At 36.3% G+C, this 25,228-nt stretch carries 26 protein-coding genes; all 26 read right to left on the bottom strand.

Annotated elements, in window-relative coordinates; translation table 11 throughout:
* Positions 1 to 9 precede the first annotated feature (9 nt).
* A complete protein-coding gene (locus tag CS063_RS06890) occupies positions 10 to 387 on the bottom strand; it encodes a cell division protein ZapA (RefSeq protein ID WP_099448964.1) in 378 nt (125 codons plus the stop codon).
* Positions 388 to 476: 89 nt separating this feature from the next.
* Positions 477 to 1,478, bottom strand: coding sequence for a Holliday junction branch migration DNA helicase RuvB (gene ruvB / locus CS063_RS06885; RefSeq protein ID WP_099448963.1), 1,002 nt, complete (start codon positions 1,476 to 1,478; stop codon positions 477 to 479).
* 13 nt (positions 1,479 to 1,491) lie between these two features.
* A complete protein-coding gene (ruvA, locus tag CS063_RS06880; RefSeq protein ID WP_099448962.1) occupies positions 1,492 to 2,079 on the bottom strand; it encodes a Holliday junction branch migration protein RuvA in 588 nt (195 codons plus the stop codon).
* Positions 2,080 to 2,164: 85 nt separating this feature from the next.
* A complete protein-coding gene (locus CS063_RS06875) occupies positions 2,165 to 2,758 on the bottom strand; it encodes a 5-formyltetrahydrofolate cyclo-ligase (protein WP_180270717.1) in 594 nt (197 codons plus the stop codon).
* Positions 2,736 to 2,963, bottom strand: coding sequence for a DUF896 domain-containing protein (locus CS063_RS06870; RefSeq protein ID WP_099448960.1), 228 nt, complete (start codon positions 2,961 to 2,963; stop codon positions 2,736 to 2,738). The genes CS063_RS06875 and CS063_RS06870 overlap by 23 nt, the downstream gene beginning before the upstream one ends.
* A 13-nt stretch (positions 2,964 to 2,976) precedes the next feature.
* The gene (proB, locus tag CS063_RS06865; RefSeq protein WP_099448959.1) at positions 2,977 to 3,786 is read right to left on the bottom strand and encodes a glutamate 5-kinase; all 810 of its coding nucleotides are present in this window, start codon (positions 3,784 to 3,786) and stop codon (positions 2,977 to 2,979) included.
* 27 nt (positions 3,787 to 3,813) lie between these two features.
* On the bottom strand, positions 3,814 to 5,943 hold the full coding sequence (locus CS063_RS06860) for a DNA gyrase/topoisomerase IV subunit A (protein WP_099448958.1): 2,130 nt from the start codon (positions 5,941 to 5,943) through the stop codon (positions 3,814 to 3,816).
* Between the two features lie 17 nt (positions 5,944 to 5,960).
* Complete coding sequence (locus CS063_RS06855) at positions 5,961 to 7,928, bottom strand: DNA gyrase/topoisomerase IV subunit B (RefSeq protein WP_099448957.1); 1,968 nt, start codon at positions 7,926 to 7,928, stop codon at positions 5,961 to 5,963.
* Between the two features lie 84 nt (positions 7,929 to 8,012).
* The gene (locus CS063_RS06850; protein ID WP_308415448.1) at positions 8,013 to 8,663 is read right to left on the bottom strand and encodes a peptidylprolyl isomerase; all 651 of its coding nucleotides are present in this window, start codon (positions 8,661 to 8,663) and stop codon (positions 8,013 to 8,015) included.
* Between the two features lie 132 nt (positions 8,664 to 8,795).
* On the bottom strand, positions 8,796 to 9,152 hold the full coding sequence (locus CS063_RS06845; RefSeq protein WP_099448956.1) for a DUF1292 domain-containing protein: 357 nt from the start codon (positions 9,150 to 9,152) through the stop codon (positions 8,796 to 8,798).
* A 72-nt stretch (positions 9,153 to 9,224) separates the two neighbouring features.
* Positions 9,225 to 10,145, bottom strand: coding sequence for a dipeptidase (locus tag CS063_RS06840; protein ID WP_099448955.1), 921 nt, complete (start codon positions 10,143 to 10,145; stop codon positions 9,225 to 9,227).
* 26 nt (positions 10,146 to 10,171) lie between these two features.
* Entirely contained in the window at positions 10,172 to 10,678 is a 507-nt protein-coding gene (locus CS063_RS06835; protein WP_099448954.1) for a peptidylprolyl isomerase, read from the bottom strand.
* Positions 10,679 to 10,699: 21 nt separating this feature from the next.
* Positions 10,700 to 12,094 carry an aminopeptidase gene (locus CS063_RS06830; protein ID WP_099448953.1) on the bottom strand — a complete coding sequence of 465 codons (1,395 nt, stop codon included), beginning with the start codon at positions 12,092 to 12,094 and terminating at the stop codon, positions 10,700 to 10,702.
* Between the two features lie 121 nt (positions 12,095 to 12,215).
* Complete coding sequence (locus CS063_RS06825) at positions 12,216 to 13,748, bottom strand: L,D-transpeptidase (protein WP_099448952.1); 1,533 nt, start codon at positions 13,746 to 13,748, stop codon at positions 12,216 to 12,218.
* Positions 13,749 to 13,900: 152 nt separating this feature from the next.
* Positions 13,901 to 15,061, bottom strand: a complete 1,161-nt coding sequence (locus CS063_RS06820; RefSeq protein WP_099448951.1) for a SpoIIE family protein phosphatase — start codon at positions 15,059 to 15,061, stop codon at positions 13,901 to 13,903.
* Positions 15,058 to 16,773, bottom strand: a complete 1,716-nt coding sequence (locus tag CS063_RS06815; protein ID WP_099448950.1) for a [Fe-Fe] hydrogenase large subunit C-terminal domain-containing protein — start codon at positions 16,771 to 16,773, stop codon at positions 15,058 to 15,060. The genes CS063_RS06820 and CS063_RS06815 overlap by 4 nt, the downstream gene beginning before the upstream one ends.
* Positions 16,774 to 16,786: 13 nt before the next feature.
* A complete protein-coding gene (locus tag CS063_RS06810; protein WP_099448949.1) occupies positions 16,787 to 17,032 on the bottom strand; it encodes a (2Fe-2S) ferredoxin domain-containing protein in 246 nt (81 codons plus the stop codon).
* Positions 17,033 to 17,377: 345 nt separating this feature from the next.
* Complete coding sequence (locus tag CS063_RS06805; RefSeq protein WP_099448948.1) at positions 17,378 to 19,132, bottom strand: NADH-dependent [FeFe] hydrogenase, group A6; 1,755 nt, start codon at positions 19,130 to 19,132, stop codon at positions 17,378 to 17,380.
* 17 nt (positions 19,133 to 19,149) lie between these two features.
* Positions 19,150 to 20,937 (bottom strand): NADH-quinone oxidoreductase subunit NuoF, encoded by a 1,788-nt coding sequence (gene nuoF / locus CS063_RS06800; protein ID WP_099448947.1) that lies wholly within the window; start codon positions 20,935 to 20,937, stop codon positions 19,150 to 19,152.
* A gap of 11 nt (positions 20,938 to 20,948) precedes the next feature.
* The gene (locus CS063_RS06795) at positions 20,949 to 21,347 is read right to left on the bottom strand and encodes a (2Fe-2S) ferredoxin domain-containing protein (RefSeq protein ID WP_099448946.1); all 399 of its coding nucleotides are present in this window, start codon (positions 21,345 to 21,347) and stop codon (positions 20,949 to 20,951) included.
* Positions 21,348 to 21,365: 18 nt separating this feature from the next.
* A complete protein-coding gene (locus tag CS063_RS06790; RefSeq protein ID WP_099448945.1) occupies positions 21,366 to 21,854 on the bottom strand; it encodes an NADH-quinone oxidoreductase subunit NuoE family protein in 489 nt (162 codons plus the stop codon).
* Positions 21,855 to 22,040: 186 nt separating this feature from the next.
* On the bottom strand, positions 22,041 to 22,748 hold the full coding sequence (locus CS063_RS06785; RefSeq protein ID WP_099448944.1) for a PHP domain-containing protein: 708 nt from the start codon (positions 22,746 to 22,748) through the stop codon (positions 22,041 to 22,043).
* Between the two features lie 8 nt (positions 22,749 to 22,756).
* Positions 22,757 to 23,089, bottom strand: a complete 333-nt coding sequence (locus CS063_RS06780) for a DRTGG domain-containing protein (protein ID WP_099448943.1) — start codon at positions 23,087 to 23,089, stop codon at positions 22,757 to 22,759.
* A gap of 16 nt (positions 23,090 to 23,105) precedes the next feature.
* Entirely contained in the window at positions 23,106 to 24,410 is a 1,305-nt protein-coding gene (locus CS063_RS06775; RefSeq protein WP_180270716.1) for a [Fe-Fe] hydrogenase large subunit C-terminal domain-containing protein, read from the bottom strand.
* 40 nt (positions 24,411 to 24,450) lie between these two features.
* Positions 24,451 to 24,864, bottom strand: a complete 414-nt coding sequence (locus CS063_RS06770; RefSeq protein ID WP_330400991.1) for an ATP-binding protein — start codon at positions 24,862 to 24,864, stop codon at positions 24,451 to 24,453.
* Position 24,865: 1 nt separating this feature from the next.
* Positions 24,866 to 25,216 (bottom strand): hypothetical protein, encoded by a 351-nt coding sequence (locus tag CS063_RS06765; RefSeq protein WP_099448941.1) that lies wholly within the window; start codon positions 25,214 to 25,216, stop codon positions 24,866 to 24,868.
* Positions 25,217 to 25,228 lie beyond the last annotated feature (12 nt).

Here is a 25,228-nt window from a genome sequence, read left to right as displayed (position 1 = left end):
GGGAAGGTATTACCTCCCCCTGTTAATATGTTTCTTTCTGTTAACGGACGCATAAGTGGGTTGTTCTAAGAGTTGAAGCTTTGCATTCTCTTCTTTTAAAGCTGAAAGCTCTCTTTTAAGCCGTTCTTTTTCCTCTTCAAAAGATTGAATTTCATCCATACATACACTTAGCTCTTCTAAAGCCTTAATATATTCATTGGCAATATTTAAGGCTGCTAGCATATACACCTTTGTAGGATTTAAGTTCTTTCTCACATTGTTTTTTTGAATTGCCATGAGTTGTTTGTCTATCAAGCTAGCTACCTTTTGAATATGCTCTTCTGATTCCTCCCCTTGAAGTGCCAAAATAGTTCCGCCAATAATGACTTCTACCTTATTTTTTGACATCACTCACCACCCCTATACGCTTAGTTTTACCTTTTTTGTCATTATACCATAGGGATGTTAAAAAACCTACTCTTTCTCTCTAACATTCCTCACAAAGATAGACTTCCTAACTCAAAGCATTCATAAGCATAAGGTGTTAACATACGTCCCCTAGGTGTACGTTGCAACAAGCCTTGCTGCAAAAGATAGGGCTCATACACATCTTCTAATGTATCCTTTTCCTCTCCAATAGCAGCTGCTAAAGTTTCAAGACCTACCGGTCCCCCTTTAAACTGAGTTGCAATAACCTGTATAATTCGCCTATCAATTTCATCCAAACCTCTTCGGTCAATATTTAATAACTCTAAAGCCTTTAAGCATACTGTAAAATCAATGTTTTTCTCATATTTGATAAGTGCAATATCTCTTATACGCTTTAACAACCTATTAGCAACTCTTGGAGTCCCTCTACTGGCTTTAGCAATCTCAAGAGCGGCCTCTTCTATAATAGGCGTTTCTAAAAGACGTGCGGTACGACTTACAATTTGCGCCAACTCTTCATCTGTATAATACTCCAGTCGTTGTATAATTCCAAACCGATCTCTGAGCGGTGAACTTAGCATACCTGCCCTTGTGGTAGCTCCTATTAGCGTAAAAGGTGGAAGGGTCAGACGAATAGATTTTGCAGCTGGCCCTTTCCCTACCACTATATCAATACAGTAATCTTCCATGGCGGAATATAACACTTCTTCAATAGGTCTGCTCATACGATGAATCTCATCAATAAATAAGATATCTCTTGGTTGTAAATTATTTAAAATAGCTGCTAAATCACCTGGTTTTTCTATAGCTGGACCAGAGGTTACTTTATACTTAACCCCCATCTCATGGGCTATAACACCTGCAAGTGTTGTCTTTCCAAGACCCGGTGGTCCATATAAAAGCACATGATCGAGTGGTTCGTCACGCTTCTTAGCTGCCTCTATAAAAATGCGGATTGTTTCTTTAATAGCAGTTTGACCAATATAGTCCTCTAATGTCAAGGGACGAATATTACTTTCTATTTCCGAGTCTTCTAGCTGTAAATCTGAAGACATCATGCGTTTTGTCATCTTTTCCCCCTTTCTAGCCTAGTAAACTTAAGGCTTTTTTAATGAGCTTCTCACTGGTATCCTGGTACTCAAAGAGAGCTTCAACAGCTTTCTTTGATTCATTTTGTCCGTAGCCTAAAATCATTAAAGCTTCAATTGCTTCTTCCTTTACTTCTTTATAATCTTCCTTACCTGTTTGTAAGAGAGGTATTTCTGCAAGAGCTAGTTTGGCTAAACTATCTTTAAGCTCAAGCACTAGACGTTGAGCTGTTTTAGGGCCGATACCACTCACTTTACTAAGTGCTTTAGTGTCTCCTTGTGTAATATAGCCAATGACCTCACTTGTTGCATACTTATTTAAAATTTGCATGCCTCCCTTAGGACCAATACCACTGACACTAATAAGTTTTTTAAAGAGTTCTTTATCCTCTTTCGTTTTGAATCCATAAAGATCATAACTATCTTCTTTTATATGCTCATAAATATAAATCTTTTCTTCTTTACCTAAAGTCACCTCAAAGGTGTAACCATTACAAAATATCTCATAACCTATGCCATTTGTTTCAATAACAATAAAACTTTCACCCAGTTCTACTAATTTACCTCTAATATACGTAATCATCCTTGACTCCTCATGATTTAGAACATTTGTTCTTATTGTATACTATCTGGTGAAAAATAGCAAATAAGGATGCAAGGAAAGCAGGCTATATTACCTGTATTTCCTCACACCCCCATGACTTATCACTGATTAAAAGTGCTTTAAGGAGTTGATCTGTTTCTTCCATAGGCACTGTTTCTAAAAGTTGAAATTTTTGTCCTACCCCTATGGTATATAGAAAGGGATACTTGATTAAATAGCGATCATAAAAACCACCTCCATACCCTATTCGTCCACCTTTTCTATCAAAAGCCAAGCCAGGAACAAGCATAATATCTCCCTTGCTTGGAATGATTAACGTATGACACGAAGGGTTAGGCTCTTTTATGGCTAAAGAACCATAATAATGCACTTCTAACTCCTCTAACCTATCTACCTCATAAAAAGTCATTTCTCCTTCATTAGGTCCCATCAATGGATAGGCCACCTGCTTCCCCTCTTCTCGTGCTTTTTGATGGATAGTAGAAGTTTGTATTTCTAAAGGCATAGCGGCATAACTCAATATTTTTGTTGCGTTTTGATATGCTTCTAAGGTTTTAAGCTTTTCAGTTATTTGCTTAGAAGCCCACTCTATTTCCGCTTGCTCTTGCCTTTTACGCTGTTCCCTAATTGATTGCCTAATGCTTAACTTGTTTATCACTTGGTCTATAGGTGAGAGGGTGAAGTTTACCATCTGGTGTTTGAATTTTTGTATTTTTTAATTGATTTTTAAAATTACCTCTGAAAATGGCTAAATATTCTTGTCTAAGATTTGCTTGTTCTTCTTGCTCAAGGGTTGTTAAACCCTCATCCTTTTGTTTACGTGCAAGCTCATTAATACGTGCAATAAGTTTATTCATTTCCATATTGTTTTCCTTTCTAGTTGGCCACAAACCAAGTGCCTATTTCTTCACCATTTAAAATGGCATTTAATATATCTATATGGTCTCCAGAAGCTACAATGGTATGCGCACCACATGCTTTAGCAATTTCTGCTGCCATAATTTTAGTAATCATTCCTCCTGTACCCAAATGCGAACCTGCATCACCTGCTAAATTCTTGATAGTCTCCGTAATCTCCTCTACTGTGCGGATTAAAGTTGCCGATGCATCTTCCTTCGGATTAGCTGTATAGAGTCCATCAATATCTGTTAGAAGAATTAAAAGATCAGCTCCAATAAGATGAGCTACTGTGGCTGAAAGCGTGTCATTATCGCCAAAGCGATATCCTTCAATTTGAGCCGTAGAAATACTATCGTTTTCGTTAACAATAGGAATAACCCCTAAATCTAATAAAGTCTCAAAGGTATTTTTAGCATTTACCTTTTTAATTTCATCCTCCATCACATCTTTAGTTAAAAGAATCTGTGCTATTACTTGATTGTATTCTCCAAAAAATTTCTGATACATTTGCATTAAAATAGCTTGTCCAATAGCTGCTGTTGCTTGCTTTAAAGGTAAATCTTCAGGCCTTTTATTACGCCCGATTCGTTGCATTCCGGCTCCAATTGCTCCCGAAGAAACAAGGATTACTTCTTTACCTGAATTATTAATATCCGTTAATACTCTAGCTAATTTCTCCATTTTATCCAAATTCACACGCCCATTTTCATGAGTAAGTGAAGAAGTTCCTATTTTAATAACAATTCTTTTTGCTTTCTTTATAGCTTCACGTGTAGCCTCGCACATTTTATTGCCCCCTCATTTTCTTGCGACTTATAAATGTTTTCCTGCCGCTGGAATAGTTTTTACAGCCCCTTTTGTAAGGGCCTCATCTTCTACTTTTTCAATCCGACTCATTCCAATCTTTTTAGTAATGTTCAAAACCTGAATGCCTGCCGAGTCTTTCTTTTGCTTCTCGCTAATAAGATAAGTAGGTACAATAGCTACTTTCTCATCTTCTCTTACTAATTTTACAAAATCCTCTTCCTCTACATAAGCCATTCCTACACAAGGTACTTTATCAGAGTATGCCTTAACGAGCTTTTTACGATTGGTTTTTGTCTCATAAGCCTTCACAGGGATTTTAGCTACCTTTCCATTATAGAAACCAAAGGCTATAAATCCACTATAATCTGCCGTTGGATGGATGAAGATAATCTGTTCACCTTCTTCCATCTCCAATAAATTCGGTAAATACACTCCATATTGACTGGCTTTTGTATCTTCAATTTCATGGAGCTTTAACTTATATACATTACATTTATTACTAAAAAGTAATAACTCATTTTTATTGCTGCTCTCCATTTCTTGTAAGATGACATCATCTTCTTTTAACTTTTGCTCTCCACTACTTCTTAAGGAAACTAAGGTAATCTTCTTTAAGTATTGATGATCTGTAAAGAAAAGTTTTACACGGTAATCTTCTATAAAAACTTCTGCCTTAGGTTTTACTATCTCCGTATGCTTAATCACTTGTGTACGTCGGTCTCTACCATATTTTTTATGAATTTGCTTTAGTTCATCGCTAATAACCTTTTTTATCTTTGCTTCACTAGAAATGATTTCTCTCAAACGTTTCATTTCTGCCTCCAATACATCCAGCTCCTTTAAGGTTTCTAAGATATATTGTTTATTTAAATGACGCAATTTAATTTCAGCTACATATTCTGCTTGCATCTCACTTAAATCAAAAGATTGCATCAGATTAGGTACAACTTCTTTTTCTTTTTCTGTATGACGCACAATGTAAATAGCCTTATCAATATCTAATAAGATTTTTTTAAGACCCAATAAGAGATGATGTTTCTTTTCCATCTTTTCACAATTAAAGGTGTATTTTCTTACAATACACTCTTTTCTAAAGTCACACCAGTGCCCAATAATCGTTTTTACCCCCATCACTTGTGGCATCCCACCGATGAGCACATTAAAATTACAGCTGAAACTATCTTCAAGTGCTGTCATTTTAAAGAGTTTACTCATCAAAAGTTCAGGGTCTGTATTACGTTTTAAATCAATGGTAAGCTTTAAACCAGATAAATCTGTTTCATCACGCACATCTATGATTTCCTTAATTTTTCCTTCTTTCACTAACTCTTCAATTTTATCGATAATCGTTTCTACTGTAGTGGTATAGGGAATTTCAGTAATTTCAATACAATTTTCTTTTTTCATGTATCTATAATGTGAGCGTATTTTAAAGCTTCCTCTACCTGTATCTAATATATTCTTGATTTCGCTTGCATCATATACAATACTGCCTCCTGTTGGAAAGTCTGGAGCAATAATGTAGTCCATCATTTCTGCTTTCTCATCTTTTAGGTACGCAATCGTTGCTTCACAAATTTCCCTAAGATTAAAGCTGCAAATATTGCTTGCCATCCCAACAGCAATCCCTTGGTTAGGATTAACTAAAATATTGGGAAAGGTAACTGGAAGAAGAACAGGCTCCTTCATAGTACCATCATAATTATCCACAAAATCTACTGCATTTTCTTCTATATCATTAAAAAGCTCTGCTGATACTTGACTTAGCTTAGCCTCTGTATACCTAGCTGCTGCATAAGCCATATCACGGGAATATACTTTACCAAAGTTACCTTTTGAATTAACAAAAGGTAGATTAAGTGCCCCATTCGCCTCCGTTAAGCGTACCATGGTTTCATAAATAGTTATATCTCCATGGGGGTTAAGTCGCATGGTTTGTCCTACAATATTAGCTGATTTGGTTCGTGCTCCTTTGATAAGATTCATACGATACATGGTATATAACAATTTACGATGAGAGGGTTTAAATCCATCTATTTCGGGCAATGCACGAGAGACAATAACGCTCATGGCATAAGGCATATAATTATTTTCAAGTGTTTCGGTAATGTTCTGGCGAATCACATGATCTTCCATTAAACGTTCTCCTTTCTCTAGCTCATATCCGCTAACTCTAAATAGCGATGACCTTCTGTAGCAATATACTCCTTACGACCAGCCAGGTCATCTCCTAAAAGTTTATCAAACATCGTTTTCGTTGCTTCTATCTCTTCTGGAACAACTTGAATAAGACGTCTTGTCTCTGGACACATAGTGGTTTCCCACATCATATCCGGGTCATTTTCACCCAGCCCTTTTGAACGCTGTAATGTATATTTCGTCTTAATAGTTTTTAGAATCTGTCCTTTTTCATATTCTGAATACGCAAAATAGGTTTTACCCTTTGTGTTAATTTCATAAAGAGGTGTTTCTGCAATAAATACCTTGCCTTTATTAATTAATGTTGGTACCAAGGAATAAAGCATCGTTAAAATAAGCGTACGAATCTGATAACCATCTACATCTGCATCTGTACAGATAATAATTTTATTCCATCTTAAATTGTCTATATCAAAGGTATGCAGATCTTTATTATGCTTTGATGTAATTTCAATCCCACAGCCTAATACTTTTAAAAGATCTACAATAATATCATTTTTAAAAATCTTATCGTAATCTGCCTTTAAGCAATTAAGAATTTTACCACGTACAGGCATAATACCTTGAAACTCTGCATTACGTCCTAACTTACAAGAACCTAGCGCTGAATCACCTTCTACAATATAAAGTTCGCGTTCTTCTACCTTCTTTGTTCGGCAATCCACAAACTTTTTAACACGATTGCTAATATCAATGGAGCCACTCAACTGCTTTTTCACATTAATACGTGTGCGCTCTGCCTTCTCACGGCTACGTTTGTTAACTAAAACTTGCTTAGCAATCCTACTTGCTTCATCTTTGTTTTCTGTAAAATAAATAAATAAGTATTCCCTAAGATATTCTTGTATCGCCTCTTGAATAAATTTATTTGTAATTGCTTTTTTAGTTTGGTTTTCATAGCTTGTTATGGTTGAAAAAGAGTTAGCAATTAAAATCAAGCTATCTTGAACATCTACAAAAGTAATTTTCTTTTCATCTTTATTGTAAATACCTTCATTTTTAAGATACTGATCAATGGCATAAACAAAGGCGTTTTTTATAGCCTTATCTGGTGAACCACCATACTCAAGATAGCTTGAGTTATGGTAATACTCTAAACTATTCTTTTCATTACAGAAACAAAAAGCTATTTGAAATTTAAGCTTATATTCTGGACGGTCTGGACTATCTTGCCCTCTTGTTTCCTGCTCTGCTACTCGAATATCTGTAAAATTTTTGCCTACAGCTAATTCTTTTACATAACCCACAATCCCCTCTTCATAATAATAACTTTCTGTTATGCCTTCCAATTCATTTTTAAAGTTAAATTTAAGCCCTTTATTCACCACTGCTTGTCGTTTTAGGACATCTTGAAAATAAGTGGCTGGAATATCCACTTCTGTAAAAACGTCTTTATCTGGCTTCCAATGAATGCGCGTTCCTGTCCTTTTAAACTCTCCTGGAGTTTTGCGAAGCCCTCCTATGTTTTCCCCTTTTTCAAAATGCAATTCATAAATCATGCCATCTCGTTTTACTTCTACATCCATAAACTCTGAACTGTATTGGGTTGCACATGAACCTAGTCCATTTAGCCCTAAACTAAATTCATAGTTTTCACCCTCATTATTATTATATTTTCCCCCAGCATATAGCTCACAAAAAACTAATTCCCAATTATAACGCTGCTCTACCTCATTAAAATCTAAGGGAATACCCCTTCCATAATCTTGGATAGTAATGGAATAGTCCGTATGTAAGGTTACTTCTATGACACTGCCGTAACCTTCCTTTGCTTCATCAATTGAGTTGGCTAATATTTCAAATACTGAATGTTCACAACCTTCTAATCCATCCGACCCAAAGATAACTCCTGGACGAAGTCTTACCCTATCTGCCCCTTTTAAGGCAGATATACTTTGGTTACCATATGTTTTCTCTTTCATCTCTATCACCTATAAATTTCTTCTTATCCTATAACTGTAAAGAAAACCCTACTTCTTGTCAAGTTTTAAATCTTGTATAAGTTTCTAAAAATGACTTGCTTCGCGTACTTGTACAGGAGATAAAACTTCCGGTTCGTCGTAGGCATATCCAAACGTTTCAATAGTAACGGTCTTTACTCTTCTCTCTGTTTGAAGTACTCCTTTGCCACTAGCTGGTTCATTAGATAGCTCCTCTAGTATGGGAAGTCCTTCTATCACTTTTCCAAAAGCTGTATAATAGCCTTCTAAACGGCTGTCTTTTTGAAGAAGAATGAAAAACTGAGAGCCTTCTGTATTAAATCGACTACTTCGTGCCATACATACTGTACCAGCTTCAATGGGTAGGCTGTTAGACACGCCATTTTGCCTACATTCACTTTTAATGAGATACCCAGGAAAACCTCTACCATTTCCTAGAGGATCCCCTGTCTGAATGAGGTAGTCTGGAATAACCTTACTGATGGCAAGATCATTATAAAAACGTTTTTGAGCAAGTGTTATAAAATTATTAACTGTATTAGGTGCTTCTTCTGGATATAATTCTATTCTAAATACTTCACCATTTTCTAAAGTTACTGTTACAATAGGATGTGGCCAATCCTTTGGTGAAGTTTTCGCTCGGCTTTCCATATAAGCTACTCCTCCCATTAAGGTCAGACAGAAAACAAGAAGTCCTATCTTAACTATTTTTCTCATAACACACCCCTTTCCTTTTATTAAGTATGGGGTATTCCTGCTTTTTTTATACTTTGTCCTAATGCGTCTTGCTTTTAGATTTCCCGTCTTTATATTTTACAAAAAAGCAAAAAAAAAGAGGCTAAGCCTCTTTTATTCTTCTTCTGAACCTTCTTCAAATTCACCAAAGAATAGTTCATCGAATTCTGCTGCTACTTTTTCATATTCTTCATCTGTTTCAATTTCATCTAATTTGACTTCTTCTCCCTCTTCTGAATAACGGAAGATAAGTACTTCTTCTTCATCTTGTGGGGCAACAGCAATGTATTCCACATCATCTACTTCAAAAATGCTCAGTACATCACATGGCACTTCTTGATCTTCGTCTTCAAAGGTAATATAAATAACAGAACCTTCTTCGTTGCAACCACATTCGCAGTCATGTTCCTCGTGTGAGCAATCACAGGTATTTTCTTCATGGTTACAACCACATTTTTTGTTCTCTTCCATGTTTCGTTCCTCCTTAGGAATGGATTTCTGTTTTATTATAGCATACTGTGTAAATTTTCCAAGCCCTTTCCTTTAGAAGTTTTCCCTTAAAAGGCGTTCTGCATTTTGATAGGTCCACTTTTCAATAAGTCTTGGACTGTATTTCTTACTTAGGCTCTGTGTCAGTTTACCCATTTCTCCAGCATGACATACCTCATTTTTGCAGACAATGCCGTCAAAATCAGAGCCTAAAGCAATGACTTCTTCACCACCTACTTTAAGAATATAATTAAGGTGACGTTCTATGGCCTCAATCGTACTATACATGCTTCCATCTAAAAACACACTATAAAAGTTAATTCCTATAACTCCCCCTGATTCTGCCACCTGGCGGATGGCTCCATCGGACAGATTACGGGTATGTGGATAAATGGCATAAGCATTGGAATGAGAAGCTACAATAGGCTTATGATACAAGCCTTGTAAATCCTTTAACACTCCTTCTGAAGCATGTGAAATATCTAAAAGAAGTGGAAGTGTATTAGCAAGCTGTGCTACCTCTTTTCCAAAGGAAGTCAGTCCTTTCGTACTCCAATGCGGGGCAGCAAGGGTATTTTCATAGTTCCATGTGAGAGTCATTAAACGAATTCCTTCTTCTACAAGCTTTATAAGATTCTCTAGTGAGCCTTCTATCACTTGCCCTTCTTCCAAGGATAAAAAAGCAGCTATTTTCTGTTGTTTTTTTATCCTTTCATAAGCTTCGTAGCTAGTTGCTAGGGTTATGGTGTCACTACAAAGTGTTAACTGCTCCTTAAAATAAGTAAGCATTTCAAGAGCTTTTTCTATTAAAGAACTCTCTACTTGTTCTTTATCTATAAAAATTGCAAACCACTGAGCCAAGTACTTTGATGCTTTTAATTTTTCAAGATCCACATGATACGTATTGGTTCTTAAGCTTCCTTTATTTTCATAGAGTTTAGCAATGGTATCACAATGAAAATCAATAATTGCCAAATAGCTCCCCCTCTTCTTTCTTTCATCTAGTAGTCTTTACCTTTTGTATCTACAGTAACTGTTTTCATTACAACAGGTACAGTGGGTTGATCCATAAAGTTTGTTTGGGTGCTTGCAATAGCATCTACTATATCCATTCCTTCTATCACTTTACCAAAGGCTGCATATTGTCCATCTAAATGAGGTGAATCTTGATGCATAATAAAAAACTGTGAGCCTGCAGAGTTAGGATCCATTGCACGTGCCATGGAGAATACACCACGTGTATGTTTTAAATCATTTTTAAAGCCATTGGCACTAAATTCACCTTTAATATGGTAACCTGGACCACCTGTTCCTGTCCCTTGTGGGCATCCACCTTGGATCATAAAGCCACTGATAACACGGTGAAAAGTTAAACCATCATAAAAACCTTTTTGGATAAGATTTATGAAGTTCTTAACTGTTTCAGGTGCAATTTCTGGATAAAGCTCTCCTACAATTTGACTGCCATCTTCCATTGTAATTGTTACAACTGGGTTTGTATTTTCCATTTTATTTTCCTCCACTTTTCTTTAAGCATTTTGTAAAAAGGCTATATAAGCCTTTCGCATTTCATAGATGTCTGCCTTACTGGTGATTTCCCATGGTGCATGCATACTATGCACTGCTACTCCACAGTCTATAACATCCATACCGTAGTTGGCAAGTATATAAGCAATTGTTCCACCACCACCTAAGTCAATGCGACCAAGTTCAGAAGTTTGCCATGTTACATGATTATCGGCCATAATACGACGAAGCTCAGCTAAATATTCTGCATTTGCCTCGTTAGAACCTGATTTTCCTCTGGAACCAGTGTATTTGTTAAATACCACACCTTTCCCAAAATAAGCCGCATTTTGCTTTTCTAAAACCGTAGGATGGTTTGGATCGTAGCCTGCTGTTACATCTGAAGAAAGCATTTTAGAATGAGCTAAAGTACGACGTAATTTAAGGCTTGAATAGTCACCTACTAAATTAAGCAGCTCAGCTACACTATTTTCGAAAAACTTAGATTGCATACCCGAAGCTCCTACGCTGCCAATTTCTTCTTTATCTACAAGCACACATACTGTTGTTTTCTTTGGATTTGTCACTTCAAGCTGTGCCTCAAAAGAAGCATAAGCACATACACGGTCATCTTGTCCATAGCCAATAATCATGCTACGATCTAGACCATAATCTCTCGCCTTACCAGCTGGTACGATTTCGATTTCAGCAGACACAAGGTCTTCTTCGTCAATACCGTATTTTTCATTTAATAAATGTAAAATATTCGCTTTTACAGCTTGCTTTTCTTCACCCTCTAGTGGCATACTACCTAAACAAATATTAAGATCTTCACCCGAAATAGCATCTCCTAGTTTTTTCTCTAGCTGTTCTTTCGCTAAATGAATCAGTAAATCAGAAATACCTACTACAGGGTCTTCTTCTGCTTCACCAATATGAATATTTACAACTGTCCCATCTTTTTTAGCCACTACACCATGAATAGCTAAGGGAAGGGCTACCCATTGGTATTTCTTTACGCCACCATAATAGTGTGTTTTAAACATAGCTAGTTCATTATCCTCATAAAGTGGGTTAGGCTTTAAGTCAAGGCGTGGTGAATCTAAATGAGCTCCTAATAAGTTAAGCCCTTCTTCTAAAGGACGCTCACCTACACAAAAGAGAATAAGTGTTTTATCCTTATAATTGGCATATACTTTTGCCCCAGGGCCAATTTGGGCATTTTGCTTCATTAGCTCTTCTATATTTTGATAGCCCTCTTTCTCAGCATACTTCACCATTGTGCGTACACATTCTCTTTCTGTTTTACAGTTAGAAATGAATGCTTTATAACGCTCACCATAAGCAAACAGTGCCTTTAAATCTGCCTCAGAATACTGAGACCATACGGTTTTATACTCTTTTTTCAATGTTGTCATGTTATCCTCCTTATCAGTTGCTAGCTGTAGTATACCATAATTTTCTAAAATTCTACAGTTACTCAGTCGCTTTTATTCAAGTATGCCCGTTCCATCCTTATTCTATTTATCTCTATACGGTTTAGCGGATCCACACCTTAGTCCCTTTTTGCATTGTCTCATAAAGCCATAAACTATCCTCAGGTGCTAAACGGATACATCCGTGAGAAGCTTGCTGTCCAAGCTGATTATAACCACTAATAATACGAGAACCCGTTACATCAAAAAGAACAGAATGATACAAGTAATCTCCAAAGATTTGATAGGCATTTTTGCAACGATAGCCTTTATCAAGTCCAAAATAAGGTACACGATTGGTTAACTCAAATTCACCTGTTGGAGTAGGTGTTACATTGTTACCAGAAGAACAAGCCATACGCCGGATAAGTTCCCACCCTTTCCCTTTGTCCTCAAAAACATAGGTATACTGACGTGATAAGTCTGACCAAATCAAATAAGCTGTCTTACTTTTCATCCCTGTACTATTAATAAAGCCTTCTATTTGCTCCTTCGTTGGCTGATTTTTAAGAGGTTGAGGATTTTTAGGAATACTTACACTTCTCCAAGGCACCTTAACCTTTTGCCCCTTTACTGAAATCACCCAATAATAAAAACCATCTTGTGCAGCCCAAACTTGTACTTTTTCCCCTTTTTTAAAACCATTTGTCGCATATTTCATAGTCCCTTCAATAACAAAAGTAGGAAAAAGTATAGATTCTTCAGTATTTTGTTCTTCTTTAGTTATTTTCTGTTCGTATTCTTTTAAAAGAGCTATTTCCTCTTTTCCTATAGGTAAAGTACTTTCCATGCGTATTCCTTCACAAAGCCATTCTAAGAGGTGAGTCGTTAAAAACTTTGCATCCTTCGAAATACCTTGTGGTGTATCAAAAGCTCTTTTCTCTCCTGGACTAAGTTGCCATTTTTGAGCTGGTTCCTCAACAACTTGCCCTTTTTCCCAGTAAAGACGCTGAAAATCAACTTCTAATACTTCAGCTCCCACATTCTTTATGCCTTCTTCATCTACCTCTATGTAATGCTCGGGTATATATATATAGGGAGAGAGAATTTTTTCTGTTGAAGTCGCTATTATTTCAAAATAATTCTCTAGTGCCTTAACAGAAATTAAAAGTTGATCTTTAGTTTGCAAACAAAAAAAACGAAAAGGTCCTATGTAAACAACTTGTTCACTAAAGGTTACAACTTGATTATGCAGTGTTGGTATTGTTTTTGACCCTGAACTATTCTTCCAGTTAAGTTTTAATCCACCTTCTAATTTTTGAATGACAAATCCCATATTCTCTAAAGCAAGAAGGGGAATATACACTCCTCCTTCAAGTTCATATGTATCATAGCTTCTATCTGCTAAACTTACTTTTATTTTGCTTAGCTGTAAGTTACCTAAAGGCTTCTTAATATCAAAATCCCATTTCTGTAGTGGGCGATTTATAGCTATGTCTTTTATTTCCTCTTCTTGAGTAACTATCTGCTCCTTTTCAACTGTCTCCAGTTGCTGGACTTGATTCAAGTTAGTTACTGTCTTTCCTACTACGTCATTTCCCCAAATTATTTGTGTACAAAATGCTGCAGTACATAACATCACTGGTATTTTTTTCACGTTTTATCCCCCTATTACTAATTTCCATTTTTTACCTTTTAAGTATATCAAATACTTTTTTAATTAGCAATAAAGAAGATAATGTTTAATTATTTTAATTTAAACACCTAAAAAAGTGATAGAGACTTATCTGTCGCCTATCACTTTTTAGATTAGTAATATTCTACTTCTACAATTTTTCCCAAGCTGATTAAAACTTGCTCTAATCGATGCAACACATGAAGTTTAATACTTAATTCATTAGGAAAATCCGGATTCTGATGAGCTGGGTTAATAGCCCTTCCTATAAGCATTTTAATATGTGTACAGTCTTCAAAAAGGATACGTGCTAGCTGAGAGGCACCATCACCTGCATAAAGAAAATCCAGCTCTTTAGATACCTTTACTCTTTCTAATCGTTCTACCGCTCCTTTTAAAGTTAAGATTCCCTCAGTTACCAAATCAATTCCTCGTATGTAGCCAATAGGTGGGATATTGGGATCAGGCATCTCAAAACTCGTTTTAATCTCTGTTCCTAACTCCCGTGCAACCATATTAGCAGCTGTTCCACCACATACAATTTTTTTCCCGATAGTATGCATTAAATGACTAATCATCTCTTTATCCCTATTTTTATCAACAGGTGGGCCTGAAAGTAAAGTAGCTTTCTTTGGCGTAATGGCTTTAATAGCTGCTACTGTTGTATCATCTCCTGGACGTTTGATATAAAGATCCTCACAAACCCCTAACAAAAGATTAGTTACCATCTTGGCTGTTGTTTCTCGGTCTGTGACTGTCTGCAAGTAATTTGCCACTTCTTTCCAGCTCCAACCTAAATTTAAAATCATACCGGCTCCTGCATGGATCACTCCATCACTGACAAAAACAAGAATATCTTTTTCCTGTAATTCAAATTGACTCTCTTTGATTTGACGTCCGTTAATCTCCTTCACTGTTGTATCAAGAGGAATCACTTGATTGTTTCTAAGAAAAAACACACTTGGATTATCAAACTCTACTACATACACCATACCTTCTTTATTAACTTTAATAATGGTAAAGGTCGAATAAGCTAATTTACGTACTGAGCATACCGGTAGAGTATGAATAATGGTATCTACAACCTCTTCAATAGATAGTCCCTCTTTAAGCATTGTAATGGCAATTTTAGCCGTTAAAGTAGCTAAAATATTTGCCTTCACGCCACTTCCTAATCCATCAGAAAGAACAGCTATAAAACTCTCTTCCTCTTGTACAAATTCCACTTTATCTCCACATAATTCTTCACCTTGTTTATTTAAACTCCCTGTTGCAAAATCTATAAAGAATTTCATGGTTTCACGTCCTCTTCTGTTTGAATCAAATGTTTAAGTTGAGTTAGCGTTACCTTGGTCTCTGCAGTGGTCTCCCCTAAAAGACTTGCAATTTCTTGAGCTACTGTCATCTGCTTATTAATAACTTGTTGTGCCATATTAATCGCATCAATTTTCATGGTCTGAAGACGCTTTTCTAATTTTTCATCTCGGCTGATATCATGTGCAATCCAAAGCATCACCTGATGATATTCAATCCAAATCACACTTTGAATAACTGTAGATTGTGTATTTTTAACTATCTTTTTTTGACTAACCACATTACGTTTAGCTTCTTTTACCTGCATAAAAATATCGGTATCCAATAAAATCTCAATAGGTAGATCGATCATACTTTCCTTTGTTGTATGAAAGAATTGAGCAGCTGAAGGATTTAAGTCTATAATTTCTAATTCTTTATTTACAATAATAATGAGATTGGGTGTCGCATCAAAAATAACATTACTTAAAGTTTCTGCTTTTTGACGCATAAAAGGCAAACACATATTGGGTTCTGCCATACCATTAAAAACAGCAATAGCTTTATCTCGACAAGTAGGGTAACCACAGCTTCCACAATTAAGTTCATCATTTTCGGTATACTTACCAATACTTCCCAAAATCTCACGTATTTGTCCTTCTTTAGGTTTTTTAAGTGGTACATAAAGTGGCTCAAAACGGCGTCCTATCTCTAAGCCTTTTATAGCTCTCATATCTGTCTGTTTACATCCTTCACCTTGCTTTTGTTGCTCTTTTACATATTTCTTAATCCATTCTTTACGTTCATAAACGCTTCTACCATCTTCTGAAAGTCCTGGACCACCTACACAGCTATGTCTACAACAATTCATTTCGAAGAGAATGTTTTTAAGGCTTCCTTCTTCTATAGCTTTTAGTACTTCCTTACATTCCTCTACACCATCTACAGGGATAATTTGCTTTTTAAGTCCCTCTTGTTTAACCGTTTTAGTAGCTCCCCCTACAAGTGGGTAAAAGGCCTGTTTACTATTGGTTTGGTCAAAAGCACTTTTAGTTAAATCATTTAAATGAATATTTTCTTCTGCTAGCCACTTTTCTAATTCATCAAAAGTAAGTACGGCATCTATACTTTCTTCCTCATGGCCTTCTATCTTTTTAGAAAGACATGGACCAATGAAAACTACCTTGCTAGTTGTACCATAAGTTTGCTTTAACATTCTAGCATGACACACAACAGGTGAAACCACTGGAATTAAATGAGGGATAAGTTTAGGGTGATGCTTTTCAATCAAATAAACTACTGAAGAACAACAACTTGTAATATAACAAGCATCATCCTCTTTTTGGGCATAAGCTTCATATTGCTCGGTTACAAAGTCAGCACCTACTACTGTCTCCTCTACTGCATCAAAACCTAGCATTTTAAGAGCTGTGCTAAGCTTACTTGCATTTTCGCCAAACACACCCACATAAGTAGGTGCTACAGTAGCTACAACCTTTCCAGGTCTTTTCACATATTCTTTTACGCTTTCTAATTCAGGCTTTACTTGCTTGGCATTTTTAGGACATGCCTTGAGACATCTGCCACAACCGATACACCTTTCCTTCATAATTTGAGCTTGTTCTGCTTTTACTTCAATAGCATGTACTGGACAGGCTCTTACACAAGCATAACAATTTTTACAATCTGCTTCTGAAAAATTAATAATCCACATAGGTAGTCACTCCTTAAAGATAGGCAACAATTTGGTTAATAAATATCTCTCTTGCATTAGCTTTGGTAACGGATAGCACTTCACCATCCCATCTCACAACAGATACTGCTTCAGTACATTTTCCTACACAAAAAGCAGCACTTAATTCTATTTCTTCTTCAAGCTTATATTCTTCAATCAATCCCTTAAAAGCCTCTATTACATGATAGGAGCCTTTGAGATGACAAGCACTTCCAATACAAATTTTAACAACCTTCATTTTCCCCACTCCTTTACTAGAACCTCATTTGCTTCTCTCAATCTAGCATACTCCATTGTTATTTTTTAGTCAATCAAATGATTTCTTATTTTCTTGACTTTTTTTTATCCCTTCTTACTTTGCTTTTCTTTTAAATTCATCTATCCTCCCTTTATTCCTTTCATAACTTTTAGCAGTTTACTTATATCTTTAATGAATCAGTTCTTTCTTGTCAAAAGCTAACTATAAGTTTGATTAAGTAGAAATCTATTAAAACTTATTGTTCAAATAAAAAAAGATAGAAAACAAATCCTTTGCCTTCTATCTTTTTTATTCTTCTATTATTCAATAAAACTTTCTTTGCGTTTACATTTTTTCCTTTGCTTCATATGAAGTATGAAGAAGTTTATGTGCTTTATGGCTCATTGGTTTTTCAAAATAATCTTTATACATTTCTTTAATAAATGGATTTTCATGAGATTTACGAAGAACCTTATTCTTATCTTCATTATAAATTGCTGTCTGGCGTTTCTTAAGAATCTCACTATTGCCGTGGTGATAAGGCTGACCACCTCCACCTATACATCCACCTGGACAAGCCATGATTTCAATCGCATGGAAATTCTTTGGATTACCATTTCTGATTTCTTCAAGAAGTGCTTTTGCATTACTAAGGCCATGGGCAATACCTATATTAAGGTCTAGATTACCTACTTTTACAGTAGCATTTCTTATGCCTTCAAAGCCTCTTAACTCTTCAAAATCTACCTTTTCAAGAGTCTCCCCTGTAATGACTTCATAAGCCGTACGTACAGCAGCTTCAATAACACCACCTGTTGTACCAAATATAACAGATGCACCTGTTGATTCACCTAATGGATTATCAAAGTCTTCGTCTGGGAGATTTACAAAGTCAATATTAGCTTGCTTAATAAGATGTGCAAGCTCTCTTGTTGAGATAGAAATATCTACATCTCTATTAAATTCAGGACGAGAAGCTTCATATTTTTTAGCTAAACATGGCATAACAGATACAACTACCATTTTTTCTCTTGGAATATTCATTTTTTCAGCAAAATAACTTTTTGCAATAGCACCAAACATTTGTTGAGGTGATTTAGCTGTTGAAGGTACATCTAAAAGATCTGGAAATTGACTTTCAAAAAAGTTTACCCAAGCAGGACAACAACTTGTAAGAATAGGTAGTTTTACTGTTGGATCACCATTTTGGAATCTTGTTAGACGGTCAACAAGTTCAGCGCCTTCTTCCATAATCGTTGCATCAGCAGCAAAATCTGTATCAAATACATAATTAAATCCTAATCTTCTAAGTGCTGCTGTCATTTTACCTGTTACAAGTGTACCTGGCTCCATACCAAATTCTTCACCTAAAGCGGCTCTAACAGCTGGTGCAGTTTGCACAACAACAATTTTGTCTTTATCAGCTAAAGCATCCACTACACTCCATATATGTTCCTTTTCACAAAGAGCGCCCGTTGGACAGACAGCTACGCATTGTCCACAATGTGTACATACCGAATCAATAAGGTCTACCTCAAAAGCGGGTGCTACTACGGCATTAAAACCTCTATTGACACCTGATAAAGCACCTACTGCTTGCACCTTGTTACACATTGTCTCACAACGTCTACACATAATACATTTATCCATATCACGAACTATGGCTTCACTTACATCTTTTCTATAAGTGGATTGTGCACCATCTTTACCTATTTTAATATCACGTATGCCAAAAGTAATAGCTAAATCTTGGAGTTCACAATTCCCTGATTTTTCACATACTAAGCAATCTTTTGGATGGTCTGATAAAAGCAGTTCAAGTACTACCTTTCTAGCATGAAGTACTTTAATAGAACGCGTATTAACGATCATTCCGTCTGTAACAGGCGTTGCACAAGCAGGCGCTAAATTTCTACGTCCTTCTACTTCTACAACACATATTCTACATGAAGCACCTTGATTCACCATTTTTGTATCATGTAAATCTAAATGGCAAAGAGTAGGGATATGTACACCTATTTTCTTAGCAGCATCTAATATTGTTGCACCTGGTGCAACCATCACGTCGGTGCCATCGATTGTAATTTTAATTTCTGACATATTTTCCACTCCCTTTCCTATTCTTTTACAATGGCTTTAAACTTACATTTTTCCATACAAGCGCCACACTTAATACATTTTTCTTGATCAATCGTATGTTTTGCCTTAACAGCTCCTGTAATAGCATTAACAGGACAGACTCTTGCACAGGCTGTACAGCCAATACATTTATCTGTAATTTTGTATTGTAAAAGTGCACTACATTGACCAGCTGGACATCTCTTCTCCCGTACGTGAGCGATATACTCATCTTCAAATTTATTAAGTGTAGAAAGAACAGGATTTGGAGCAGTTTGGCCTAAACCACAAAGTGCTGTATCCCTAATTACTTGACTAAGCTCTTTAAGTATCTCAAGATCTTCTTCTGTTCCTTTACCTGATACAATTTTGCTTAAAATCTCAGAAAGTCTCTTTGTTCCTATACGACAAGGAGTACATTTACCACAAGATTCCTCTTCTGTAAACTCTAAGTAGAATTTAGCAACTGCAGGCATACAGTCATCTTCATCCATAACAATCATACCACCAGACCCCATCATAGAGCCTTTTGCTATAAGGTTATCAAAGTCAATAGGTGTATCTAAGTCTTCTTCTGTTAAGCAGCCACCAGATGGTCCACCTGTTTGTACTGCTTTAAATTTCTTACCATCTTTGATACCACCACCGATATCATAAATAACTTCTCTCAAAGTTGTACCCATTGGTACTTCAATAAGACCCACATTATTAATTTTACCTGCTAAAGCAAATACTTTTGTACCTTTTGATTTTTCTGTTCCGATAGAAGCAAACCAATCTGCTCCTTTTAGGAAAATAACAGGTATATTAGCAAGGGTTTCAACATTATTTACATTGGTTGGTTTTCCCCAATAACCACTTGCCGCTGGGAATGGAGGTTTCGTAGTAGGTTCACCTCTCATACCTTCCATCGAATGAATAAGTGCTGTTTCTTCTCCACATACAAAGGCACCTGCACCAAATTTAATTTCAATATCAAATTCAAAATCTGTTCCTAAAATATTTTTACCTAACAAACCATATTCCCTTGCAGAACGAATAGCTGTTTGTAAACGGTTTACTGCTAAAGGATATTCTGCACGAATATACACAAGACCTTTTGTGGCACCAATAGCATAACCACAAATTGCCATCGCCTCTACGATAGAGTGTGGATCTCCCTCTAAGATAGAGCGGTCCATGAATGCACCTGGGTCCCCTTCATCTGCGTTACATACCACATATTTTTGATCAGCTGCATTTTTAGAGGCAAATTCCCATTTAAGTCCTGTTGGGAAACCACCACCCCCACGTCCACGAAGACCTGATTTTTTCACTTCATCAATAACTTCTTGTGTAGACATACTAAGTGCCATACCGAGAGCAGCATAGCCGTCTCTTGCAATATATTCTTCAATATTGTCTGGATCAATGAACCCACAATTACGAAGAGCTACACGTTGTTGTTTTTTATAGAAATCCATATGTTTAGAATCTTCGACATGTTCACTTGTTGTTGGATCTTGGTAAAGAAGGCGATCTACACGACGTCCCTTAATCACATGTTCTTTTACTAACTCTTCTACATCTTCTGGTTTAACTTGTACATAGAAAGTATTATCTGGAAGAATCTTAACAATAGGTCCTTTTTCACAAAAACCAAAACAACCTGTCTTTAAAACTTGTACCTGATTTTCCATATTGGCTTCTTTTATGTAACGTTCTAAATTTTCCACAATTAAATTAGATTGTGAAGAAAGACACCCTGTACCTCCACAAACTAAAATGTGCATATTATATTTTGACATTGACAGGCCTCCTACTCATCTAATGATTTGTGAGCAACTGGAATAATACCATCTACCATTTCCCCACCTTGGATATGTTTTTCTAAAATTTCTTTTGCTTTTTCTTTTGTTACATGACCATATACAACAGGCTCTTGACCTGGAAGTGTTACTTCTACAGTAGGTTCTGCATAGCAATATCCCATACAACCACTTTGTGTAATCATGACATAATCAAGGTCATGCTCTCTTACCATATCAGCAAAAGTATTCATAATCTCTCTTGCTCCAGCAGCAATCCCACATGTTGCCATAGCCACACGTACAACGACCATTTTATCTACGTTTTCGCCTTTTATACGTAAATCTACTTTATTTTTCACATTATCTCTAAGAGCTTTTAATTCATCTAAAGACATGATCTTAGGCATAGGTAATCCTCCTCTATTTTAATATTCGCTAAGAATTTTTCTAACTTCATCTGCAGTGTTAATACGTCCATATACTTTGTCTCCAATTAAGACAACTGGAGCAAGCCCACAAGCACCTACGCATCTTAAAGCATCCAATGAGAACTTACCATCTGGTGTTGTCTCTCCTATTTCAATACCTAACTCTTTCTTGAAGGCATCTAATACTTTATCTGCACCTCTTACATAGCAAGCTGTCCCAAGACAAACAGAAATGGGATGTTCTCCTTTTGGAAGCATAGTAAAGAAAGAATAAAAACTGACTACACCATAAACTTGAGAAACAGGTACCCCTAATTTCTTCCCTACAAATACTTGTACTTCCTTTGGTAAGTAACCAAATAATGATTGGGCTTTATGAAGTACAGAAATGAGTGCCCCTCTTTTTTCTGGTAGTTCATTGATGAACTTTTCAAGTTCCAAATACAGGCTCTTTGTCAGTTCATTTGTGCAGCTTTCACATGACATAATGCATCCTCCTTATGACTATTTTTTTAATTCTTGTAGCTTTCTTTTGTTAATTTTTTAACATAAACCCTATAAAATAACCACTTACTTTATGAAAATAACACAAAAAAAATGGAATGTCAATTAATTATCTTTTTACTTCGAATTAACACTATTTATGTGTAATTTAATTCATTTTTAAATAATTTAAGTTTTTTTGTCTATAACCTTGAAGATTTCATAAATTGTACATGCTTCTGCCGACAAAAAGTGCCTTCTTTCTGAGATATCTTGTAAATAATGTGCATCGGAAGACTGCAATAATTGGTAATTTATATAATTCCTTTCATATACTTCTTTAGGAGCTCCCTTTGATATTTCTATAGCATTTACTCCTAATTCTGGTGGAATAAAACCTAAATTAGAGAGGATACTATAACTCTGTCTATCAATATGAGCAGGATAAATAATACCACCTACTTCGCGTACTTTTCTAAAAACTTCTTGTGCAGTAAGTGATGTAGCTGTTAATAAAAACTGATCAATCTCACCTACTATTTCGTCTTCCTCGTCTAGTTTCCACTGATTGCCAAAAATATCAATACGATTTTTAAGAGAAGGCAACCCTTCTTTAACACTTCGTTCCACTTCATAAGCTGCTTCTAAGCTTGGAAAGAGGGCTATTGTGTGAAACTCCTCCTGGCACTCAATTTCCATTCCTGGGATGACAAGAAGGCCCTTTGCTCTGCCTACTTTCATAACTGAAGCACAATTAGCACAGGTGTTATGATCGGTAATAGCAATGGCATCTAAACCATTCAAAAGTGCCATATTAACAATATTATGTGGAGACATCCACTGATCACCACAAGGTGAGGCTGCGGTGTGAATATGGAAGTCGTAGGCTAGCTTCATAAACTCACCTAGCCTTCTATTTGTGCTAGCTTTACAGCAAAATCAAAACTATTAAAGAGGGTTTTTAAAATAGGGATACCTTCCTCATTAGCCTTATCTAGCATCTCTTGATCAGCTTCTACCCCTTCTGTAAGAACAATAGCTGAGAGTCCAAGCAAGCTAGCAACTGCTACCGAATTAATGTGCCCCTGAATGGTAAGCCATATATTTTTTTCTTTCGCATGAGACATGACAAAGCTTAATAAATCACCTGTATATCCTCCACTTACTTCATTAGAAAGCCCTTCTTTACCTGCTATTACCTCTACTTTTAATGTATTTACTATATACTCCACAGTCATTTTCCGTAACCTCCTTTTAATTTTCATCTGCTGTAGGAAGAGTTGTTTGTGTAAGCTCATGCATATTTTCGGAAAGCTCCTTCACTTTCTTCCTAAACATAAAAATACATTCTTCAATTTGAGCATTATGACGTACCACATCTTCTGCAAAGCAACGACAAGTGGGTGCTCCACAAGAACCACAATCAATTTGAGGTAATTGAGTATAAAGCTCCTCAATAGCTTGCATTTTCTCTATAGCTTTTTGCGTATCATGATCTAACGAAAATACTGGTCGTGGCACAATACTCTTTTCATATCTCACAGGCATTTTAGCTATATCTTCTAATAACTCCGTATTTTGTACTCTTTTTTCTTTCTTATCTTGCTCCATCCATTTTTGAAGATAACAGCGGCTTACAAAAGGATTTTCCACGGTCAATGCTCCCCCTAAACAACCTCCTGTACAAGCTAAAGCTTCTATATAATGTACTTCTGTCAGTGTCCCATCTTCAACCTTTTCTAAAATTCCAATAACATTGTCCATCCCGTCAACAGATAAATGACTCTTTAAACGTACTTCATTTAATCCACCTGTTCGCCTTGCCCACTTTAATCCTTCTAAGCTGGTTTGACGTATAATCTTATCTACTCCCTCACTATTTAAATAAGGAAGTACTTTTTTATAAATATCCTGCATCCCAATAACTCCATCTACTTCGGACTCCTTAATTCCTTTAGGGCGCCTTATCTCCGTAGCTTTAGCAGGACAAGGTGAAAGAAAGAAAATCCCTACCTCTTCTCTAGAAGCCCCTTGCTTCTTATAACATTCCCTTACATATCTGGCTGCTAGTTCCATAGGTGAGATAATAGGAAGTACTTGGTGAATAAGAGATGGAAACCGCCGCTGAATAAGCCTTACAATAGCTGGGCATGAAGATGAAATAACAGGAAAATGTGTGGCTTCTTCTAACCATGCATAGGTTTTTTCTGCTATCACCTCACCCGCTGCACCTACCTCTAATACATCTGTAAAACCAATGGCATATAAGGCATTTAAGATGTGCTCAATACTTTTAGCTTTAGGAAATTGAGCATAAAAAGAAGGTGCAGGTAAGGCAACACGATGTTTAAATCGACCTAGCATACGCCAATCGTCCGTCACCGCCTTCTTGGCACCATTGCGACATATACGAATACAGTTTCCACAATCAATACAACGCTCCTCTATAATTTGAGCCTTAGACCCTCTTACGCGTATAGCTTCTGTTGGGCAACGTTTAATGCAATCTGTACATCCAATACATTTTTCCTTTTCTAATCTTACAGAATGGCTATACATCTGCATTCCTCCTCTCTTAGCTTCCTTTTTTACTCTTTATCTAGTGCAAAAAAACAACTAACTGTACTGTAGTCCCCACGCCTACCTCAGATGTAATCTTTAAGTCATCACTGTACTTCTTCATATTAGGCAGCCCCATCCCTGCCCCAAAGCCTAGTTCCCTAATCTCATGGGAAGCAGTAGAGTATCCTTCTTTCATCGCTAAATCTATATTAGGGATACCAGGTCCTCTATCCTTTAACACAATCTTCACTTTTTCAGAGGTAATCTCTACATCAATTTCTCCTCCATCGGCATGAATCACCATGTTCATTTCTGCTTCATACATGGAAATTGCAATTTTCCTTATTATGGCTGCATCTATGCCAATTTGTTTCAAGGTACGCTTCACTGCACCAGAAGCTTCTCCTGCTACTAAAAAATTATCCCCATCTACTTCATAATGTAACTTCATCTTAATCCTCACTTTCACACATTAATCCTGCTGCATAAAGTTTGCCACAAGCCATATAAAGTGGTTCTTGTGTGGATAAAATAATCATACCTTTATGATTTGCCATTTCAATCATTTCTTTAGAGGGCTCTTTACCTCTCACAAATACAATAGCTCGGATATCTAACATTTCCGCTGTTCGAATCACTTGAGGATTAACAAGTCCCGTAAGTAGAAGTACCTTTTCTTTAGCAAAAGCTAACACATCACTCATAAGGTCGCAACCACATGCTGCATACACTTCTCCTTCTAAGTCCTCTTCTCCTGCCCAAATATGGGCCTCTAAAATTTCTTGTACCTTTTTCATTTTCATTGTTGTAGCCTC

Origin of the sequence: Sporanaerobium hydrogeniformans, assembly GCF_002735925.1 — a bacterium.
GTDB lineage: Bacteria > Bacillota > Clostridia > Lachnospirales > Cellulosilyticaceae > Sporanaerobium > Sporanaerobium hydrogeniformans.
The sequence above is the reverse complement of the archived record's forward strand: the minus strand, read 5'-3'. Positions and strand labels throughout refer to the sequence as shown.

Coding starts and splice junctions, on each gene's coding strand:
- CS063_RS06790 (WP_099448945.1), bottom strand. CDS start 21,854: ATGTCATGTGAAAGCTGCACAAATGAACTGACAAAGAGCCTGTATTTG.
- ruvB (WP_099448963.1), bottom strand. CDS start 1,478: ATGACAAAACGCATGATGTCTTCAGATTTACAGCTAGAAGACTCGGAA.
- CS063_RS06785 (WP_099448944.1), bottom strand. CDS start 22,748: ATGAAGCTAGCCTACGACTTCCATATTCACACCGCAGCCTCACCTTGT.
- CS063_RS06805 (WP_099448948.1), bottom strand. CDS start 19,132: ATGTCAGAAATTAAAATTACAATCGATGGCACCGACGTGATGGTTGCA.
- CS063_RS06810 (WP_099448949.1), bottom strand. CDS start 17,032: ATGAAGGTTGTTAAAATTTGTATTGGAAGTGCTTGTCATCTCAAAGGC.
- CS063_RS06890 (WP_099448964.1), bottom strand. CDS start 387: ATGTCAAAAAATAAGGTAGAAGTCATTATTGGCGGAACTATTTTGGCA.
- nuoF (WP_099448947.1), bottom strand. CDS start 20,937: ATGTCAAAATATAATATGCACATTTTAGTTTGTGGAGGTACAGGGTGT.
- CS063_RS06845 (WP_099448956.1), bottom strand. CDS start 9,152: ATGGAAGAGAACAAAAAATGTGGTTGTAACCATGAAGAAAATACCTGT.
- CS063_RS06830 (WP_099448953.1), bottom strand. CDS start 12,094: ATGACAACATTGAAAAAAGAGTATAAAACCGTATGGTCTCAGTATTCT.
- CS063_RS06770 (WP_330400991.1), bottom strand. CDS start 24,864: ATGAAGTTACATTATGAAGTAGATGGGGATAATTTTTTAGTAGCAGGA.
- proB (WP_099448959.1), bottom strand. CDS start 3,786: ATGTGCGAGGCTACACGTGAAGCTATAAAGAAAGCAAAAAGAATTGTT.
- CS063_RS06795 (WP_099448946.1), bottom strand. CDS start 21,347: ATGCCTAAGATCATGTCTTTAGATGAATTAAAAGCTCTTAGAGATAAT.
- CS063_RS06780 (WP_099448943.1), bottom strand. CDS start 23,089: ATGACTGTGGAGTATATAGTAAATACATTAAAAGTAGAGGTAATAGCA.
- CS063_RS06870 (WP_099448960.1), bottom strand. CDS start 2,963: ATGGAAATGAATAAACTTATTGCACGTATTAATGAGCTTGCACGTAAA.
- CS063_RS06860 (WP_099448958.1), bottom strand. CDS start 5,943: ATGGAAGATCATGTGATTCGCCAGAACATTACCGAAACACTTGAAAAT.
- CS063_RS06850 (WP_308415448.1), bottom strand. CDS start 8,663: ATGAGAAAAATAGTTAAGATAGGACTTCTTGTTTTCTGTCTGACCTTA.
- CS063_RS06815 (WP_099448950.1), bottom strand. CDS start 16,773: ATGTGGATTATTAATTTTTCAGAAGCAGATTGTAAAAATTGTTATGCT.
- CS063_RS06775 (WP_180270716.1), bottom strand. CDS start 24,410: ATGTATAGCCATTCTGTAAGATTAGAAAAGGAAAAATGTATTGGATGT.
- CS063_RS06855 (WP_099448957.1), bottom strand. CDS start 7,928: ATGAAAGAGAAAACATATGGTAACCAAAGTATATCTGCCTTAAAAGGG.
- CS063_RS06820 (WP_099448951.1), bottom strand. CDS start 15,061: ATGAAATTCTTTATAGATTTTGCAACAGGGAGTTTAAATAAACAAGGT.
- CS063_RS06835 (WP_099448954.1), bottom strand. CDS start 10,678: ATGGAAAATACAAACCCAGTTGTAACAATTACAATGGAAGATGGCAGT.
- ruvA (WP_099448962.1), bottom strand. CDS start 2,079: ATGATTACGTATATTAGAGGTAAATTAGTAGAACTGGGTGAAAGTTTT.
- CS063_RS06765 (WP_099448941.1), bottom strand. CDS start 25,216: ATGAAAATGAAAAAGGTACAAGAAATTTTAGAGGCCCATATTTGGGCA.